Origin of the sequence: Nocardia sp. NRRL WC-3656, from assembly GCF_000720265.1 — a bacterium.
GTDB lineage: Bacteria > Actinomycetota > Actinomycetes > Mycobacteriales > Mycobacteriaceae > Nocardia > Nocardia nova.
Genome location: NZ_JOJF01000020.1, coordinates 98,440 through 115,146 on the forward strand (window position 1 = coordinate 98,440; position 16,707 = coordinate 115,146).

Sequence of the window (16,707 nt, forward strand, 5' to 3'; positions counted from 1 at the left end):
GGTGACATAACCGGCCCCCGCCGGGTACCAAGATCATCCGATAGCAACGATTCGGTTATCTTCACCGTCCGGCGCCCCGACCAGCGCGGGAACGGGCCGGACGGCCGGTTTCGCTACGCTGGTCGATGCAATGACCTCGACTGCCACCACCCGCGAGCTGCGCGCTCGCCTGGCCGACCTCTCTCTCCGCGACGAACACCGGCTGCGCCGACGGCTGGACAAGGCACACGGCAACGACGGCGAGATCGAACGGCTGGAGCGTGAGATCGCCGCCGCGCAGGCTCGCATCGAGACCCGCCGCGGCGCGGTCCCGGCGATTCGCTATCCCGAACAACTGCCCGTCTCGGCCCATCGCGACGATATCGCCGCGGCGATCGCCGCCCATCAGGTCGTCGTGATCGCCGGTGAGACGGGGTCGGGTAAGACCACGCAGATCCCGAAGATCTGCCTCGAACTCGGGCGCGGGATCCGCGGCACCATCGGCCACACCCAGCCGCGGCGGCTCGCGGCCCGCACGGTGGCCGAACGCATTGCCTCCGAACTCGATACCGAGCTCGGCGACGTGGTCGGCTACACCGTGCGCTTCACCGATCAGGCCTCCGATCGCACCCTGATCAAACTGATGACCGACGGCATCCTGCTGGCCGAAATTCAGCGCGACCGGCTGCTGCGTCGCTACGACACGATCATCATCGACGAGGCGCACGAGCGCAGCCTCAATATCGACTTCCTGCTCGGCTATCTGAAGTCGCTGTTGCCGAAGCGTCCGGATCTCAAGGTGATCATCACCTCGGCGACCATCGACCCGGAACTGTTCGCCCGTCATTTCGCCGATGCGGACTCCGGGGAGCCAGCGCCCATCGTCGAGGTCTCGGGGCGGTCCTATCCGGTCGAAATCCGGTATCGCCCGCTGGCTCCGGAGATGGCCGGCACCGACGACGAGGACGACTTCGAGGAGGAGCCGACGCCTCGTCGCGCCCGGCAGAGCGGGCGCGGCAGCGCCGAGGACGCTCGCGACCAGACCGATGCCATCGGCGACGCGGTCCGCGAACTGCTCGCCGAGGGCGACGGCGACGTGCTGGTATTCCTTTCCGGTGAGCGCGAGATCCGCGATACCGCCGACACGCTGCGCGATCTGAAACTGCCGCGCACCGAGATCGTTCCGCTGTACGCACGCTTGTCGGCGGCCGAACAGCATCGAGTCTTCCAGCCGCACACCGGCCGTCGTGTGGTGCTGGCCACCAACGTCGCCGAGACCTCGCTCACGGTGCCGGGTATCCGCTACGTGGTGGATCCGGGCACCGCGCGCATCTCCCGCTATTCGATGCGCACCAAGGTGCAGCGCCTGCCGATCGAGCCGATCTCCCAGGCCTCCGCACGGCAGCGTTCCGGGCGCTGCGGACGCGTGGCCGACGGCATCTGCATCCGGCTCTACTCCGAGGAGGACTTCGAGGCGCGCCCCGCGTTCACCGAACCGGAGATTCTGCGCACGAACCTGGCCGCGGTCATCCTGCAGATGACCGCACTGGGGCTCGGCGACATCGAGAGCTTCCCGTTCGTCGAGGCGCCGGACCGGCGGGCGATCCGCGACGGTATCGCGCTCCTACTGGAACTCGGCGCTCTCGGGCGTCCCGCCGAGGCGCCCGTGCCGGCTCGTGGTGCGCGCCGTCGCCGCGGACGCGGCAGCGAAGGCGCCACCGGGGGCCATGTGCGCGCGCCGGAGGGCGGGGACGAGCTGGCACTCACCGCGGTGGGACGGCAGATGGCCCAACTTCCGGTCGATCCGCGGATGGCGCGCATGCTCGTCGCCGCCGAGGCGAACGGATGCCTGTCCGAGGTGCTGGTCATCGTCGCGGCGCTGTCGATCCAGGACGTGCGGGAACGGCCGGCCGAATTCCAGCAGGCCGCCGACACCAAACACGCCCGCTTCACCGTCGAAGGCTCGGATTTCCTCGCCTATCTGCGTTTGTGGGACTATTTGCGTGGACAGCGGAAGTCGTTGTCATCCAATCAGTTCCGGCGACTGTGCCGCGACGAGTTCCTGCACTACCTGCGCATCCGGGAATGGCAGGATCTGCAAGGGCAGCTGCGCACCATCACGAAAAGCCTCGGCTGGTCGGCCGCGGAATCCATCGCGCCGCAACAGAATCCGGAAGCCCTGCCGTGGGACGGGGACTCGATCCATCGCGCGCTGCTGGCGGGCATGCTGTCGCATATCGGGGTGCGCGAGGCCGAATCGCGGGAGTTCCTCGGTGCGCGCGGCGCGAAGTTCATGATCTTCCCCGGCTCGGCGCTGGCGAAGAAGCCGCCGCGCTGGGTGATGGCGGCCGAACTGGTGGAAACCTCGCGACTGTGGGGCCGGATGGCCGCGCGGATCGAGCCCGAATGGGCCGAACGGCTCGCCGGCGATCTGGTCAAACGCAACTACTCCGAACCGCACTGGTCCTCCCGGCGCGGCGCGGCGATGGCCTACGAGCGGGTCACCCTCTACGGCATTCCGCTGGTCACCCAGCGTCGCGTCGACTTCGGCCGCATCGATGCCCAGCTGTCGCGGGAGCTGTTCATCCGGCACGCACTGGTCCAGGGCGAATGGCAGACGCGGCACCGGTTCTTCCACCGCAACCGCGAACTGCTCGACGATGTGGCCGATCTGGAGCATCGGGCACGGCGGCGCGACATCCTCGTCGACGACCAGGTGCTGTTCGATTTCTACGAGCAGCGCATTCCCGCCGACGTGGTGTCGGTGCGGCATTTCGACAGCTGGTGGCGCAAGGCCGAGCGCGAGGATCCGCATCTGCTGGACTTCTCGACCGCCACCGTGGTCAATGCGCAAGCGGCCCAGCTGGATCCGGCCGCCTACCCGGACAGCTGGCGGCAGGGCGAGCTGACTTTCCCGCTCACCTACCAGTTCGAGCCGGGACAGGCCGACGACGGCGTGACCGTGCACATCCCGGTCGCCCAACTCGCCCACGTTCGTGCCGTGGGCTTCGACTGGCTGGTTCCCGGTATGCGCGAGGAACTCGCCGCCGCACTGATCAAGACCCTGCCGAAACAGCTGCGCCGCAGTGTCGTTCCCGCGCCGGACTTCGCGAAGGCCGCGTTGGCGCGGCTGACTCCGCGCGCGGAACCATTGCGCAGCGGACTGGCCCGGGAATTGTCGGCACTGGCGTCGACCTCGATCGCCCCGGCCGACCTCGACCCCGCCGCTCTGCCCGATCACCTGCGGATGACGTTCGCCGTCGTCGGTCCCGACGGCGCGCACCTCGCCCGTGGCAAGAGCCTCGCCACCTTGAAAACACAACTCTCCCAGCAGATTTCACAGTCGGTGGCGAAGGCGACGAGTGCGGCCGAGAAGGCGCCGGCGACGGTGTGGACGGCGCAGACGCTGGGCACCGTGCCGCAGACCGTTCGGCGTGAGGTCGGCGGCCAGACCATCACCGGCTATCCCGCGCTGGTCCGCGAGGGCGACGGGGTGGCGGTGCGAGTGTTGTCCTCACCGGCGGCACAGCGTGCCGCGATGCGCACCGGCACCCGGGCGCTGCTGCTGCGCGAGATGCCGGCCGCGCAACGCTCGGTCACCTCGGGGCTGTCGGCCGCCGATCGCCTCGCGTTGAGCCAGAACCCGTACGGATCGCTGGAGGCGCTGCTCGACGACTGCCGCGCCTGCGCCGCCGACGAGCTGATCGCCGCACACGGTGGCCCGGTGCGCAGCCCGGAAGAGTTCACCCGGCTCGTCGAGCAGGTTCGACCACAGTTCGCCGCTGCGGTCGCGCGCATCCTCGCGCTGGTGGTTCCGGTGCTGGCGGCCGCGCACCGGGTGCGCACCGCCCTGGCCGACACCACCGATCGCGATATCGCCGTCGATGTGGCCGGGCAGCTCGACGACCTGGTCTTCGCCGGTTTCGTCAGCGAATTCGGCAGTGCCCGGCTGCGCGAGATCCCGCGGTATCTGCACGCCGCCGAGGCACGACTGCTCGCGTTGCCGGCCTCGGCCGATCGCGATCGCCACGGCGCGGCCGAACTGGATCGGGTGCACACCGCCTACGCGCGGTTGCTCGACCGCCTCCCGGAGGCGCGTCGCACGGCCGCCGACGTCACCGAGATCTGGTGGATGATCGAGGAACTGCGGGTGAGCCTGTTCGCCCAGCAGCTGGGTACGCCGTATCCGGTGTCCGCCAAGCGAATCGTCAAGGCCATCGACGGCATCGGCGCGGCGCCCGCCGGCGCCCGATCCCGCTGATCACCCGGCCCCGCTGATCACCCGGCCGAGTTGATCAGTCGGCGCCGGCGGTCACCGATCGTTCGGCGCGATGGCGGCGCAGATCGGCGATCTCGCGTTCGAAATCGTCGGCGGAGCTGAAGGACCGGTAGACCGATGCGAAACGCAGATAGGCGACCTCGTCGAGATCGCGCAACGGCCCGAGGATGGCAAGACCGACTTCGTGGCTCGGTACCTCCGGAGAGCCCTTCGCTCGCACCGCGTCCTCGACCTGCTGGGCGAGCAGGTTCAGGGCATCATCGTCGACCTCACGCCCCTGGCAGGCGCGGCGGACGCCACGGATCACCTTCTCGCGGCTGAACGGTTCGGTGACACCGCTGCGTTTGACCACCGAGAGGATCGCGGTCTCGACCGTGGTGAAGCGGCGACCGCACTGCGGACACGCGCGGCGGCGCCTGATCGCGCTGCCTTCCTCGGCCTCACGCGAGTCGACCACCCGCGAATCCGGGTGCCGACAGTACGGGCAATGCATCCGGGATCCTTCGTCGATGCCTGCGTCGGTTCGCGACGAGCTGCCTGCCCTCGACCTTGTTCCGCCGATACAGGCGCACTCGCCACGTATGTCCTGAGCGTCTTTCAGGATACCCGGACGGTGTTGAGGACGGCCCATGCGGACCCGCGACCGGAGCCGCTCACGCCGTCAGTTGCCACTGGCTCGTCAGGTCGGTGAGCAGATCCGGCAGGCGATTCAGCAATCGCCCGGCGGCGAGATCACCGGCGAACGGCACCGACAGCACCTGGCGGGCCAGGCCCGGAGTGGCCTGCATGCGTTCGTAGCACGGCACCAGATCGCCGGTGATGTAGGTCCAGCGCGGGTCGCGGTCGGCCCAGTTGAAGTCGGGCAACGGGGTGCGCAGCGTCATCGTGCGACCGTCGACCTCCGCCGAGACGGTGGTCGGTGCGAACACACCGGGTGCGCGCACGCCGGGTACCGCCGGCTTTGCCGCCACGGTGCTGACGTAGGTCATCACCCGGCCCATCGCGCCCCGCCCCTGCGACGTCACATCCCATTGATCGGCGATGATCTGATTCTGTTCGCGATCGGTCATCCGCATCAGCGCGTCGTTGTATCCGGTGACCGTGCCGGTGGCGAGCGAGCGCCAGGCCTGGACGGCATTGTCGTCGAGCACACCGGCGGCGTACATCTCCTCGATCGCGGGCAACCCTCCCGCGATATAGGCCTCGTGCATCGGCACCTGGTCGAGGAAGATGTGCTTCTGCATGACCATCAGCCGGGTCTGGAACCATGCCAGATCCTCGGCGGTGAGCCGGGGCCCCTCGCTGGCCAAGAGCCGGATGTCGGCGGGTAGCGCCGCGACGAGCTGTGGCGGTGTGGCTCGCAGCAGATCCGCGACCGCGCCGCCGAGCTGATGAATACCCGGCACGCTGAGAATCGTTGCCACGTCGCTCATGTCGAAGAAGCCGGAGGCGAACGAGCCGCCCGCCAGTCCGGCCAGCCCGGTCCAGTAGAACTCGGGGTGGGCGGTCGTCAGCCGCAGGTAGTTCACGTAGACCTGGGTGAAGGTGCGCGAATTGGCGGCAACTCCCCGGATCGGATCCCACGCGGCCAGGTCGATATCGGCACCGGCGGTCGCCACCGTGAGCCAATACTGATGTAGCAGTGCCGCATACCGCGACGGTGCGACTCCGTCGGCGCGGGCCTGGTCCAGTGCCGCACGCAGCGTCGAAATGTCCAGCGGCAGCTCGGGATTCAGGCCACCGGCGCTCTCTCCCGCCCCGTTCACCACGGGAATGTCCAGATATGCGGTGTATCCCGCCTCCGCGCGTACCGCGGGCGCCGCGGCACCGGCGATGACGAAACAGATGAGCAGTGCGGCCGCGTGTGCGAACAGTCGCGGCAGCGCCCGCTGGAGGGTGTGCGCCATGATGCCTCGTCCTCGAAATCTGTTGGCGGCGAATGTAGCCCCGATCACATTCCGAGCAGAGTAGCAACATGTTTCAGTTCTGGATCAATAAATCCGGCCACGCGGATTCGCGGTCATCCAGGCCCCCGACCACGTCTTTATCGCGATGCCGGAACCACGAGAGTGCGTCCGGCGGCCACCTCGGCGCCGCGCAATCCGTTCAACTCCACGATGCGGGCCACCGTGTCGCGCACCGGATCTCCCGGCGCCACCCGCTGCGCGAGGTCGGCCAGCGACTCACCCGGCTGCACCTGGACGGTCTGGGTGGACGCCGTACCATCCGCGTCGCGCAGCTGTGCCACGCCCATCAGCCCACAGACCGCCGCCGCGGTGAGCAGGGCGGTCGCCGCGAGGGTCGCGAGCCCGATGCGGGCTTGTTCCACCCGCTGGAGCGGATGGGGCCCGCGGGCCGGCGCAGCGGCCGGCACTCGGTCGTAGCCCACCACGGCGTGCGGGCGATACAGGCCGCGGGGGCGCCGCAGGTCGGCCCGGCCGTGGCGCCGGACCGGCCGCACGGTGCGGACGGGGGCACCGCCGGCCGAACCGGTCCGGGTGCCGATCGTGCTGAATTCATCGACCGCGGTACGCATCTGACGACCTCCATGAATGCTGTGACGAGTGCTGGGCTGATGGATCACAGGGATATGAGAGTGGTGGCGTATTCGCTCATCTGTTCGACGAACTGATGTTCGAATTCTTACCACGCCGGACCGACAAAGTCACCAGCCACGCCGACATGCGTCGAACAGATGTTTGAAACCTGGCCGCGGGCGGACTACATTCGAAACACGCGATCCGGCGGCGCCGGCAGAACCCGGCGCCGGCAGAACCCGGCAGACACACGCCCCGGCAGACAGACGAATGGAGGACGGCGAGCGTGAGCGAACGTACGGTGGTCGGACACGAGGAGGCGGCCGGAAGCGGCACGGTCTCCCCCGACGGCGCCCCGGCGCCGGCCGGTGACACCGAAACCCCCGGCAACGGAGCGGATCTCACCGTCCGCCAGCGCAAGGTACTCGAGGTCATCCGGACCTCGGTGAACGAACGCGGCTATCCCCCGAGCATCCGCGAGATCGGCGATGCGGTCGGACTCACCTCCACCTCGTCGGTCGCGCATCAGCTCCGGGCACTCGAGCGCAAGGGGTATCTGCGCCGCGATCCCAACCGTCCGCGTGCGGTCGACGTCCGCGGCCTGGACGAGACCGCCGTGCGCGCGGCCGGTGCCGCGCCGGTGCTGCGCGCGGTGGCGACCGAAACTTCCGATGCAACCCCGGCGCCCACCTATGTGCCGGTGCTGGGCCGCATCGCCGCCGGTGGGCCGATCCTCGCGGAACAGGCCGTCGAGGACGTGTTCCCGCTGCCGCGCGAACTGGTCGGCGAGGGTTCGCTGTTCCTGCTGAAGGTCGTCGGCGAATCGATGGTCGACGCGGCGATCTGCGACGGCGACTGGGTGGTCGTCCGCCAGCAGAATGTCGCCGACAACGGCGATATCGTCGCGGCGATGATCGAGGGCGAGGCGACGGTCAAGACGTTCAAACGCACCGGCGACCAGGTCTGGCTGATTCCGCACAACCCGCTGTTCGATCCGATCGACGGTAACGACGCCCAGATCCTGGGCAAGGTAGTCACGGTGATCCGGAAGATCTGAGTGCGCGAGATCCGGGTGCGACAGCCCGGCCGGCGGCAGGAAGCGGTAGCCGTCCGGACGGGCGCATTCCGTCAGCGCCGGAAGCGGTCGCGCAGCATGGGATCGTTTTCCCACCACAGGCCGCTCTGGACCGGCGCCTCCGCGCTCGCCGTCGCCGCGGCGGGCGCGGGCGAGGTCCGCGCGTCCGCGTCGGCCGGTGGCGCCGAAAGTTCTTCGGCCGCATCGAGTTCGGCGTCCATTTTCGCGGCGTTGCGTCGTTCGTCGGCCGCCCACGACCGCATCAGCGTCAGCAGGTAGGGCAGGCCGAGCACGTCGCCGAGCACCCAGATGATGCCCGCGCCGATGATCTGATCCATGCGCAGATCCGGGCCCCAGGTCCGGCCCACCTCGGTGTAGTAGTCCACCGCGACCAGCGGCCCGAACCACAGCACCAACCCCAGCACCCCGTCTGCCAGCGACTCGAAAATCGTGATCAACAACGAGAGGGCCTGCGAATAGCGGTGCGGCACCGGATCGGTCTGCAGCCGCGAATAGAAGTACAGGAAGCCGACGGCCACCAGCAGCATTCGGGTGAGGGCGTCGACCACGCCGTGCCGCAGGACGGCTTCGTACCACGGGGTCAGGATCAGCAGCCAGGGAGTGGCCAGGATGGCGATCGAGGAGACCAGCGGATAGGTCACCACCCGCGCCGGCGCCGAGGCCAGCACGCGTTCCATCCTCGCTCGTCCGGCGGCGCCCAGCGAATCCCGCACCACGGTCAGCGGCCGCCCGGTCGCGAGGCCGAACGGCACCACGTAGAGCAGCAGCAGGATTTGCAGTGCCCGCATCCAGAAGAGGGTCCCGGAATACACGCCGATCACGCTGATGCCGGTCAGCAACCACACTAAGAGGCCGACCGCGCCGAACGCCCAGCTGCGTCCCGCCGACTCCGTGCTACCGCGCCGATCGGCGCGCCGGCGAGCCAGGCCGTAGCCGAGCCCCAACGCGGCGGTCACCACGATGGTCGAGGTGTCCCAGCGCCATTCCTCGATGACGGACTGCACGGTCAGCGGCGTGTCGATCCATCCCACGGCAGCCAGTATCCACCCGGCGTCCCGGGGCGTTTGCGCCGGTCCGGTGGGGTGTCCGGTTAGTTCCGATTACCGGATTCGTGGGCGTGCGCGACATCCTGCGACCGGTGCGCGGGGCCGTGCGCCTGGGCGCAGTGGCCACTCGAACCGGCCCCGAGTTCGATCAGTTCGGGCTGTGCGTGATCCACCTGCAGCGTGGCGTGCTCGATGTGATGGTCGGCGGCCAGCCACTGCGCCAGATCCTGACGCACCGCGTGACAGTCGCGGCCGGGCTCGACCAGCACGTGCGCCGAGAGCGCTGGAGACCCCGAGGTGATTTCCCAGATGTGCAGGTCGTGCACCTCGACCACCCCGTCACGGGCCGCCATGCCCACACCCACCGCCGCCGGATCGATATCGGCCGGGGCGGCCTCGAGGAATATCCGGCTCGACGCGCGGACCAGGCCGACGCCCGCCTTGACCATCAACGCGACCACCACCAGCGTCGCTATCGCGTCGGCGCGTTCGAATCCGGTGACCATGATGATCACTCCGGCCACCGCGGTCGCGAGGAAGGCGTAGAGATCGGTGAGGATGTGCTGGAACGCGCCCTCGACATTCAGGCTGCTGCGATTGGCCCGGGAAATCATCCAGGTGGCGGCGAGATTCACGACCACACCCACGAGCGCTGTGGCGAGTACGAGCCCACCGGTGACCGACGGCGGCTGGATCAGGCGGCGGATCGCCTCGTAGAACAGCCAGGCCGACAACACCAGCAGCGTCAGGCCGTTGGCTTGCGCGGACAGGATTTCGACCCGCTTCCAGCCGAAGGTCATCCGCCCGGCCGGCGGTCGCGCCGCGAGACGAATTGCCCACAGCGCCAACGCGATCGAGGCGGCGTCGGTGAGCATGTGCGCGGCATCCGACAACAGGGCCAGTGATCCGGCCACCACACCGACGACCACCTCGCCGAGGAGGAAGACCACGATGACCGCGAGCGCCCCGGCGAGCCAGCGCCGATCGCTGTCGGGAGTGGCGTGCGCATGACTGTGCGCATGCCCGTGGCCCGAGCCGTGTGTATGTCCGGCGCCCATGCCCGAAACTCCTCTCCGTCGCTTCGCTCGTCATCATATGCATACATCGCTATGTGTGCAATATCCCCTGCTCCGCGCACCGCGAGGCCCGGCAGCCGGGTACCCGCGCACCGCTCCCTTTATCCGAACCGCGCGATCCGAACTCCCGAGTAGTGTCCGAAGACCGCGAGCATTCCGATAACTTTTGCCGTGCCCGCACTAAATGCGTCCCGCCGATTCTTTTCGCATTCCGGGAACATTCACGATCGAAAACGCCCGAATAGCACCGGATTCACTACGGCCGGTCGCACTACGGTACGGTATACACAATCCCAGTTGCTCCGTGTCAGTGCGAAAGGGCTCGATCATGGCCAAGAAAGTCACCGTCACACTCATCGATGATTACGACGGGAAGTCCAAAGCGGATGAGACCGTGCAGTTCTCGATCGACGGTGTGGCGTATGAAATCGACCTGTCGACATTGAATGCCGGGAAGCTGCGCGGGGCACTCGAACCCTGGACGGAAAAGGCCCGCAAGGTCGGCCGCTTGAAGTCCGGCGGCGGCACCCGTACGAAGTCCGCGGCCGACCGCGAGCAGACGGTGGCGATCCGGGAATGGGCCAAGAAACACGGCTATAACGTCTCCGCGCGCGGCCGCATTTCCTCCGAGGTTGTCGCCGCCTATCACAAAGCGAGCAAGTAGCCGGCATCCGATCTTTCCACCGAGATCGCACACCGTACATACCGAGCGGGCCCGCAGCATCACGCCACAGCCGTGATCTAGCGGGCCCGCTCGGCGCGGTAATCTGGTTCTCTGGTTCGGCGCCGCGCCGTACTCACAAGTCGCTGGAGTTGGTTCCGAGGCGGGGTTGGTGTGCATGACAGGGGAAACCGGGGTCGGTGAACTGGCTCGGCGATGGCGTATCGCGATCGCCGACACCGGTTTCGTTCCCATGTCCATGCGCGAGCTCGAGCACCTGCTGCTGGGATTGCTCCAGCAGCTCGTCACCATCGTGCGGGCGGAACCCTTCGACGCGGCGCCCGCGGCCGCGATCGGCGCCGCGCTGGTGCGCGCCAACCTCACCGATCCGCAGGTCATGCCCCGCTCCGCCCGCGCGCTGACACCGCTGGCCACCACCACCTTCCCCCCGGGCGATCGGGTGCTCGCCGTACTGGGCGAGATGGCCCGCGGATATACCGAGGAGTTACTCGCCACCCGGGCACGGCATCAGGAAATGTTGCACTCGGCGATGGCCGATGCCCGCAATGCCGCCGAGGCGCGATTCCGGGTGGTATTCGACAATGCCGCCATCGCCATCGGCATCGGTGACGGCGAGGGCCGGGTGGTCGACGTGAATCCGGCCATGGCCGCGATGCTGGGCGTGAGCCGCGAGTATCTGCTCGAACGCGGTGTCACCGATCTGATCCATCCGGACGACCGAGTGGAATTGCGGCGCCGCGTGCTGGGCGAACTTTTGCACGCCGGCTCGGGCACGGTCCGGATGGAATTGCGCTATCCCCGGCCCGAAGGTGTCGACGGGTGGGCCACCTGGGCGATCACCCTGGTGCCGGCGACCGGCGGGCGCGCGGCCTATCTGCTGGTGGTCGGCGAAGACACCACACAGCGGCGGGAATTGCAGGCCGAATTACATCGCCAGGCCCGCCTGGATCCGCTCACCGGCCTGCCCAATCGGCGGCAACTGGTGGAAGTGCTCTCGGCCATCATCACCGACGCCGAGACCGAGGACTGCATCGGCTTGTGTTTCATCGACCTCGACGGATTCAAATCGGTCAACGACACCTACGGCCACGGAGTGGGTGATCGCCTGCTGGTCGCGGTCGCGGACCGGCTCTCCGCGGCCGTCCCGGCGATCCTGCTGGCTCGGGTGGGCGGCGACGAATTCGTCGGGCTGGTGCGGCCGACCTGCGACACCGAGCACATCGCCACGGTCGCGCAGCGCCTGCTCGACGCGCTGACCGAACCCATCCTCGTCGACAACCACGACCTGATGATCTCGGCCTGTATCGGCGCGATCGTCACCCCGGTCACCGGCACCGACGCCGAGCGGCTGCTCGATGCCGCCGACGCCGGGCTGTATCGCGCGAAGGCCAGCGGACGCAACCGCTGGGTCCTTCATGCGACCGATGTCGCCGCCCGGGTGCGCGGCCTAGGATGAGCTGCGTGCAACCTCTGTTACCCGACTGGGCGGCCGACGACATCGACCCCAGGATTCCCAGCCCGGCGCGAGTTTACGACTATCTGCTCGGAGGATTCGCCAATTTCGAGGTGGATCGGGCGGTCGCCGCGCAAATGATCGAGGTCATTCCCGAAGTACCGCGCACGGCCCGCGCCAACCGCGCGTTTTTGCAGCGTGCGGTGGGTTTTCTCGCCGAGGCGGGTATCGACCAATTCCTCGATCTGGGCTCCGGAATTCCGACCGCGGGCAACGTGCACGAGATCGCGCAGCGCGTCGTGCCGGGCGCGCGAGTGGTCTATGTCGATATCGATCCGGTCGCGGTGACCATGAGCCGCAAGCTGCTGGCCGACAATCCGAACGCCACCGCGGTGCACGGCGATTTCACCGATATCGATGGGGTACTGGAACATCCGCAGGTCCGGGAGCTGCTGGATTTCGACCGGCCGGTCGCCGTCCTGCTCGTATCGATGCTGCATTTCGTCGCCGACGATGCGCTGGCCGCGACGGTATTCGAGCGACTGCGCGCCACCATCGCCTCCGGAAGTTATCTGGCGCTGTCGCATCTGACCAGTGAGGGACCGCCCGAGCAGATGGACCGCATGCTCGCGGTGACCGAACGCGTGACCGGCCGCGGCGATCGGCTGCGCACCCGCGCCGAGATCATGGAACTGCTCGGCGATCTGGTCCTGGTCGAACCCGGCCTGGAATATCTGGCCCGGTGGCGACCGGATCCGGACGAGCCCCTGCCGGAGGTCCGGCCCCTCGACGGCTATGCGGGTGTGGCCCGCAAACCCTGATCCGGGCTGCTAATCGGCGAGCGCCCGCGCGAAACTCGGCCACGCCTCGTGCAGGGACCGCTCCCAATACGGCCAGTCGTGCAGCCCGCCCGGCGTGTAGCGGTAGGTGGCGGGAATTCCGAGAACCTCGGTCGCGTCCTGCAGGTGCCGGGTGCACTGCGCGACCACCGATTCCAGCGCATTGCCTCCGGCGGGATCGGCGACAGCCGGGCCGTTCGTCGCACCGCCGGGGCGCGGCACCCCAGCGGTCACGAAAAGCTCTGTCCCCCGGAGCTTTTCCAGATTCGCCGCGGTGCTGGGATCGGCGTCGATCCAGCCGGGCGAACCGTCCGGGCCCCACATGTTCCACGGATTTCCGCCGCCGGAGGCCACCACCGCCTGCACGAAGCGCCGGCCCGGATCGGTTCCGGTCCGGGCGCATCCGCTGAACGACCCCACCGCGGCGTACAGTCCGGGAGCAGCCTGCGCCAGCGCGAGGACCGAGGTCGCCGACATCGACACCCCCGCAATCGCATTGCGGCCCGAGGTGTGCAGCGCGGCGTCGACGAGCGGCGGAAGTTCCCGCGTCAGGAAGGTCGTCCATTCGTTGCGGCCCAGCACCGGATCGTCGGCGAGCCAATCGGTGTAGTACGTGTAGCGGCCGTCGAGGATGTTCACCACGGTGACGTCCTTGTCGGCGGTGAAAGCGTCGATGTCGGTGCGGGTTTCCCACGAGGTTTCGATGCCGCCGGACCCGATGCCGTCCTCCGCGCCGTCGAGCAGATACAGCACCGGACCCGGCCGCGAGGTGTCGGCCGGGCGCAGTACCCGCATGCTGATCGTGCGGTCCATGGCCGCCGAGTACACGACGAGCGTGGCGTGGCGGGCGTCGATATCGATGATCCGGTCGATCCGGGATCCGTCCGCGGACGCCGATCCGTCGGTCGCCGCGGCGACGCCGCTCGACAGCGCCACCACGGCCGCCAGTGCCAGGCACAACACCGCCGGGCGCCGGTACCGTGACCCGAATCGCCTGCTCATCCAGCTCACACATCCTTTTCCGGCGGGGTCCGGCACCGTTGTGACGCGGGACAGCCGCTGGCTCAACGATCGGAGCGGCGGACGACGTTCCGTTCCGGACTGCGACGCACATCACGCATCGCAGGATCGGCGGCCAACTCACAACCGTGCCCCCGGGCCCTCCGGGAATTGTCACAAGGCATCTTCTGCGCGAAATCAATACCGGTTACAAAGGAATTCCCGCCGGTGCGCTCGAAGAACCGGCCCGCGAGAAGTGTAAGAAGTTGGCTACCGAGGTTTTCGACACCGCCGTCGAGCTGCCGGTCGAGCGCAGCGCCGTCTGGGAGCTGCTCATCGACCCGCAGCTGTATCCGCGCATCTTCACCGGGATCGGCGCCTGTGAACGGCTCGAGACCGTCGCCGGCGCGCCGCTGTGGCAGCTGCGCATCGGAACCGCCGACACCGAGATCCGGACGCTGTCGCTGACGGTGCGGGTGGGCCCGCGCGGGGAGGCCTTCGAGTTGTACTGCGCGGCGACCGGAAGTTTCGCCTCCGTGCGGCTACGCGATATCGAGGGCGGCACCCGGGCCGTGATCACCTGTTTCGCCGCCGGCCGGATACATCCGGTCGCCGCGCGCGCCTCGACCGCCGGCGCGCTCGCCTGGCTCGACGCCGGACTGCGGCGGCTGCGCGAACTGGTCACGGCCGCACCGACTTCGGTCGTGATCAACCGCGAGAACTCTCCGCTGCGGCGGCGCGCGGACGTGGCTCGCCACATCCTCGGAACGGGCGTGGTGCACACGGCGCGGCCGGATCGCAGTGTCGGGCAATTGCGCGGACTCGCCCGGTGGGGTTTCAATCTCGCCGGCGGCTACGCGGCCGCGGCCGCGCATTCCCCCCACCGCATCGCCGTCGTCGACGATCGGCGCAGTCGCACCTTCGCCGACATCGACCGGCGCAGCACCGCACTGGCGGGCGGTATGGCCGGCCTGGGCCTGCGCACCGGCGACGCGATCGGCCTGCTGGCCCGCAATCACGCCGGCATGGTCGAAACCATGGTCGCGGCAGGCAAACTCGGCGTGGACACGATCCTGCTCAATGCGGGCCTGTCGGCCCGGCGCATCGAGGAAATCGTGCAGCGGCACCGGCTGGCGCACGTCTTCGTCGACGCCGAGCTGGAAGAACTGATCCACTACCTGCATTCCGACATCGTGCGCATCGCCACCGACGACGGCGCACCCGGGCGCACCACCATCGAGGATCTGATCACCGAGGGCGACAACGGTTTCGACAAACCCGCACGGCCGGGCCGGTTGATCGTGCTGACCTCCGGGACCAGCGGCACTCCGAAGGGTGCGCGCCGCCCACACGCCAAGGGCTTCGCCACGGTGGCGGCGCTGCTGTCGCGCATTCCGCTGCGCATGAACGACACCATGCTCATCCCGGCACCGCTGTTCCACACCTGGGGGCTGGCCGCCCTGCAGTTGAGTACCGCGCTGCGCGCCACCGTCGTGCTGCCGGAGCAGTTCGATGCCCGCGACACCCTGCGCCGGATAGCCGAAAACCGGGTCGGCACGGTGATTCTGGTGCCGACCATGGTGCAGCGGATCCTGGACCTGCCGACCCATGTGCGGGCCCGCTACGACACCTCCAGCCTGCGGATCGCGGCGAGTTGCGGGGCGCCGCTGGCCGGTGCCACCGTCCTGCGATTCGCCGACAACTACGGCGATGTGCTCTACAACATCTACGGCTCCACCGAGGTGTCGTGGGCGACCATCGCCACGCCCGAGGATCTGCGGGCCGCGCCGACCACCGCCGGGCTGCCACCGCTCGGCACCAAAATCGCTGTGCTGGGCCCGGATCGCACGCCCGTGCCGGTCGGCGCGACCGGACGCATCTTCGTGGGCAATCACATGCTGTTCGACGGATACGTCAATTCGGCGCCGCCGGACGAGACCGACGGCATGCTCGACACCGGCGACCTGGGGTATCTGGACGCCGATGGGCGGCTGTTCATCGCCGGCCGCGACGACGAGATGATCATCTCGGGCGGTGAGAACGTCTTCCCGCGGCCGGTGGAGGAGGCGCTGTCACATCTGCCGCAGATCGCCGATGTGGCCGTGGTCGGGGTGCCGGACCACGAATTCGGGCAGCGGCTGGCCGCGTTCATCGTCAAGCGCGAGGGTTCGGGCCTGGACCCGGACATGATCCGCACCTACGTCCGCAACCGGCTGAGCAGGTTCTCGGTGCCGCGCGATGTCACCTTCCTGTCGGCACTGCCGCGCGGTGAGACCGGCAAGGTGCTCAAGCGGCTGCTGATCGGCGGGAGCGCCGACCTGACCGGTCCGTTCCAACCGGCGGCCGAGTTGTGACCGCTCACCAGGGCGCACCCGGGTGACATCCTCATTTGTCACGAGGATGAGCGAAATACATCCATCGGGGTCTCGTTACGGTTACGTTATAAAGGCAGCGCAGTAAACGGGCGGGGAAGGAAGTTTTCGCCAATGTCTGTTGCCACGCCGGGTTCTGCCGCCTCGCCAGGGTCTACCGCGTCCCGGGGGCCCGTCGCCGCACCGGGCGCTTCCGGCGAGGCCACCGCCGGCTCGACGCGCCCCAGTTTGACCATGTCCGGTCAATTGCTGTCGTCGCCGTTGAAGGATGTGTGGTCGCTGTCGCGGCACATGGTCGGCCACTTCGTCGAAAACGTCGCCCCCTGCGGCACCCTGCCCGGCGACGCCA

The 16,707-nt window shown here is 68.4% G+C and carries 12 protein-coding genes; 6 read left to right on the forward strand and 6 right to left on the reverse strand.

Going from position 1 to position 16,707, the window contains the following annotated elements; all coding sequences use genetic code 11:
- Window positions 1-130: 130 nt before the first annotated feature.
- On the forward strand, window positions 131-4,240 hold the full coding sequence (gene hrpA, locus IG65_RS0124310) for an ATP-dependent RNA helicase HrpA (RefSeq protein ID WP_030517263.1): 4,110 nt from the start codon (window positions 131-133) through the stop codon (window positions 4,238-4,240).
- Between the two features lie 34 nt (window positions 4,241-4,274).
- Here the strand turns inward: hrpA and nrdR are convergent, their stop codons facing one another.
- The 3 genes from nrdR to IG65_RS36095 all read right to left on the reverse strand — a co-directional run bounded on the left by nrdR (window position 4,275) and on the right by IG65_RS36095 (window position 6,794).
- The gene (gene nrdR, locus IG65_RS0124315) at window positions 4,275-4,751 is read right to left on the reverse strand and encodes a transcriptional regulator NrdR (protein WP_030517264.1); all 477 of its coding nucleotides are present in this window, start codon (window positions 4,749-4,751) and stop codon (window positions 4,275-4,277) included.
- Window positions 4,752-4,911: 160 nt separating this feature from the next.
- On the reverse strand, window positions 4,912-6,165 hold the full coding sequence (locus IG65_RS0124320) for a hypothetical protein (RefSeq protein ID WP_051756781.1): 1,254 nt from the start codon (window positions 6,163-6,165) through the stop codon (window positions 4,912-4,914).
- Between the two features lie 137 nt (window positions 6,166-6,302).
- Window positions 6,303-6,794 (reverse strand): LysM peptidoglycan-binding domain-containing protein, encoded by a 492-nt coding sequence (locus IG65_RS36095; RefSeq protein ID WP_051756783.1) that lies wholly within the window; start codon window positions 6,792-6,794, stop codon window positions 6,303-6,305.
- A gap of 287 nt (window positions 6,795-7,081) precedes the next feature.
- Between IG65_RS36095 and lexA the strand changes: the two genes are divergently transcribed.
- Window positions 7,082-7,852: a transcriptional repressor LexA gene (gene lexA, locus IG65_RS0124330; RefSeq protein ID WP_030517267.1), complete on the forward strand. Its 771-nt coding sequence runs from the start codon at window positions 7,082-7,084 to the stop codon at window positions 7,850-7,852.
- Window positions 7,853-7,923: 71 nt separating this feature from the next.
- Here the strand turns inward: lexA and IG65_RS0124335 are convergent, their stop codons facing one another.
- Window positions 7,924-8,913, reverse strand: coding sequence for a cytochrome c oxidase assembly protein (locus tag IG65_RS0124335; protein WP_030517268.1), 990 nt, complete (start codon window positions 8,911-8,913; stop codon window positions 7,924-7,926).
- Window positions 8,914-8,981: 68 nt separating this feature from the next.
- Window positions 8,982-9,995, reverse strand: a complete 1,014-nt coding sequence (locus IG65_RS0124340; protein WP_030517269.1) for a cation diffusion facilitator family transporter — start codon at window positions 9,993-9,995, stop codon at window positions 8,982-8,984.
- A 346-nt stretch (window positions 9,996-10,341) separates the two neighbouring features.
- Here IG65_RS0124340 and IG65_RS0124345 point away from each other — a divergent pair, with 346 nt between their 5' ends.
- From IG65_RS0124345 to IG65_RS0124355, 3 genes are all read left to right on the forward strand, one after another.
- Window positions 10,342-10,677 (forward strand): Lsr2 family protein, encoded by a 336-nt coding sequence (locus IG65_RS0124345; RefSeq protein WP_030517270.1) that lies wholly within the window; start codon window positions 10,342-10,344, stop codon window positions 10,675-10,677.
- A gap of 175 nt (window positions 10,678-10,852) precedes the next feature.
- Window positions 10,853-12,151: a diguanylate cyclase domain-containing protein gene (locus tag IG65_RS0124350; RefSeq protein WP_051756786.1), complete on the forward strand. Its 1,299-nt coding sequence runs from the start codon at window positions 10,853-10,855 to the stop codon at window positions 12,149-12,151.
- A gap of 5 nt (window positions 12,152-12,156) precedes the next feature.
- Window positions 12,157-12,969, forward strand: a complete 813-nt coding sequence (locus tag IG65_RS0124355; RefSeq protein WP_195076789.1) for an SAM-dependent methyltransferase — start codon at window positions 12,157-12,159, stop codon at window positions 12,967-12,969.
- Between the two features lie 9 nt (window positions 12,970-12,978).
- Here the strand turns inward: IG65_RS0124355 and IG65_RS0124360 are convergent, their stop codons facing one another.
- Window positions 12,979-13,989, reverse strand: coding sequence for an alpha/beta hydrolase family protein (locus tag IG65_RS0124360; RefSeq protein ID WP_063833745.1), 1,011 nt, complete (start codon window positions 13,987-13,989; stop codon window positions 12,979-12,981).
- A 263-nt stretch (window positions 13,990-14,252) separates the two neighbouring features.
- On the opposite strand from IG65_RS0124360, the gene IG65_RS0124365 reads away from it, so the two are divergent.
- Window positions 14,253-16,340 carry an AMP-binding protein gene (locus IG65_RS0124365; protein ID WP_030517274.1) on the forward strand — a complete coding sequence of 696 codons (2,088 nt, stop codon included), beginning with the start codon at window positions 14,253-14,255 and terminating at the stop codon, window positions 16,338-16,340.
- Window positions 16,341-16,707 lie beyond the last annotated feature (367 nt).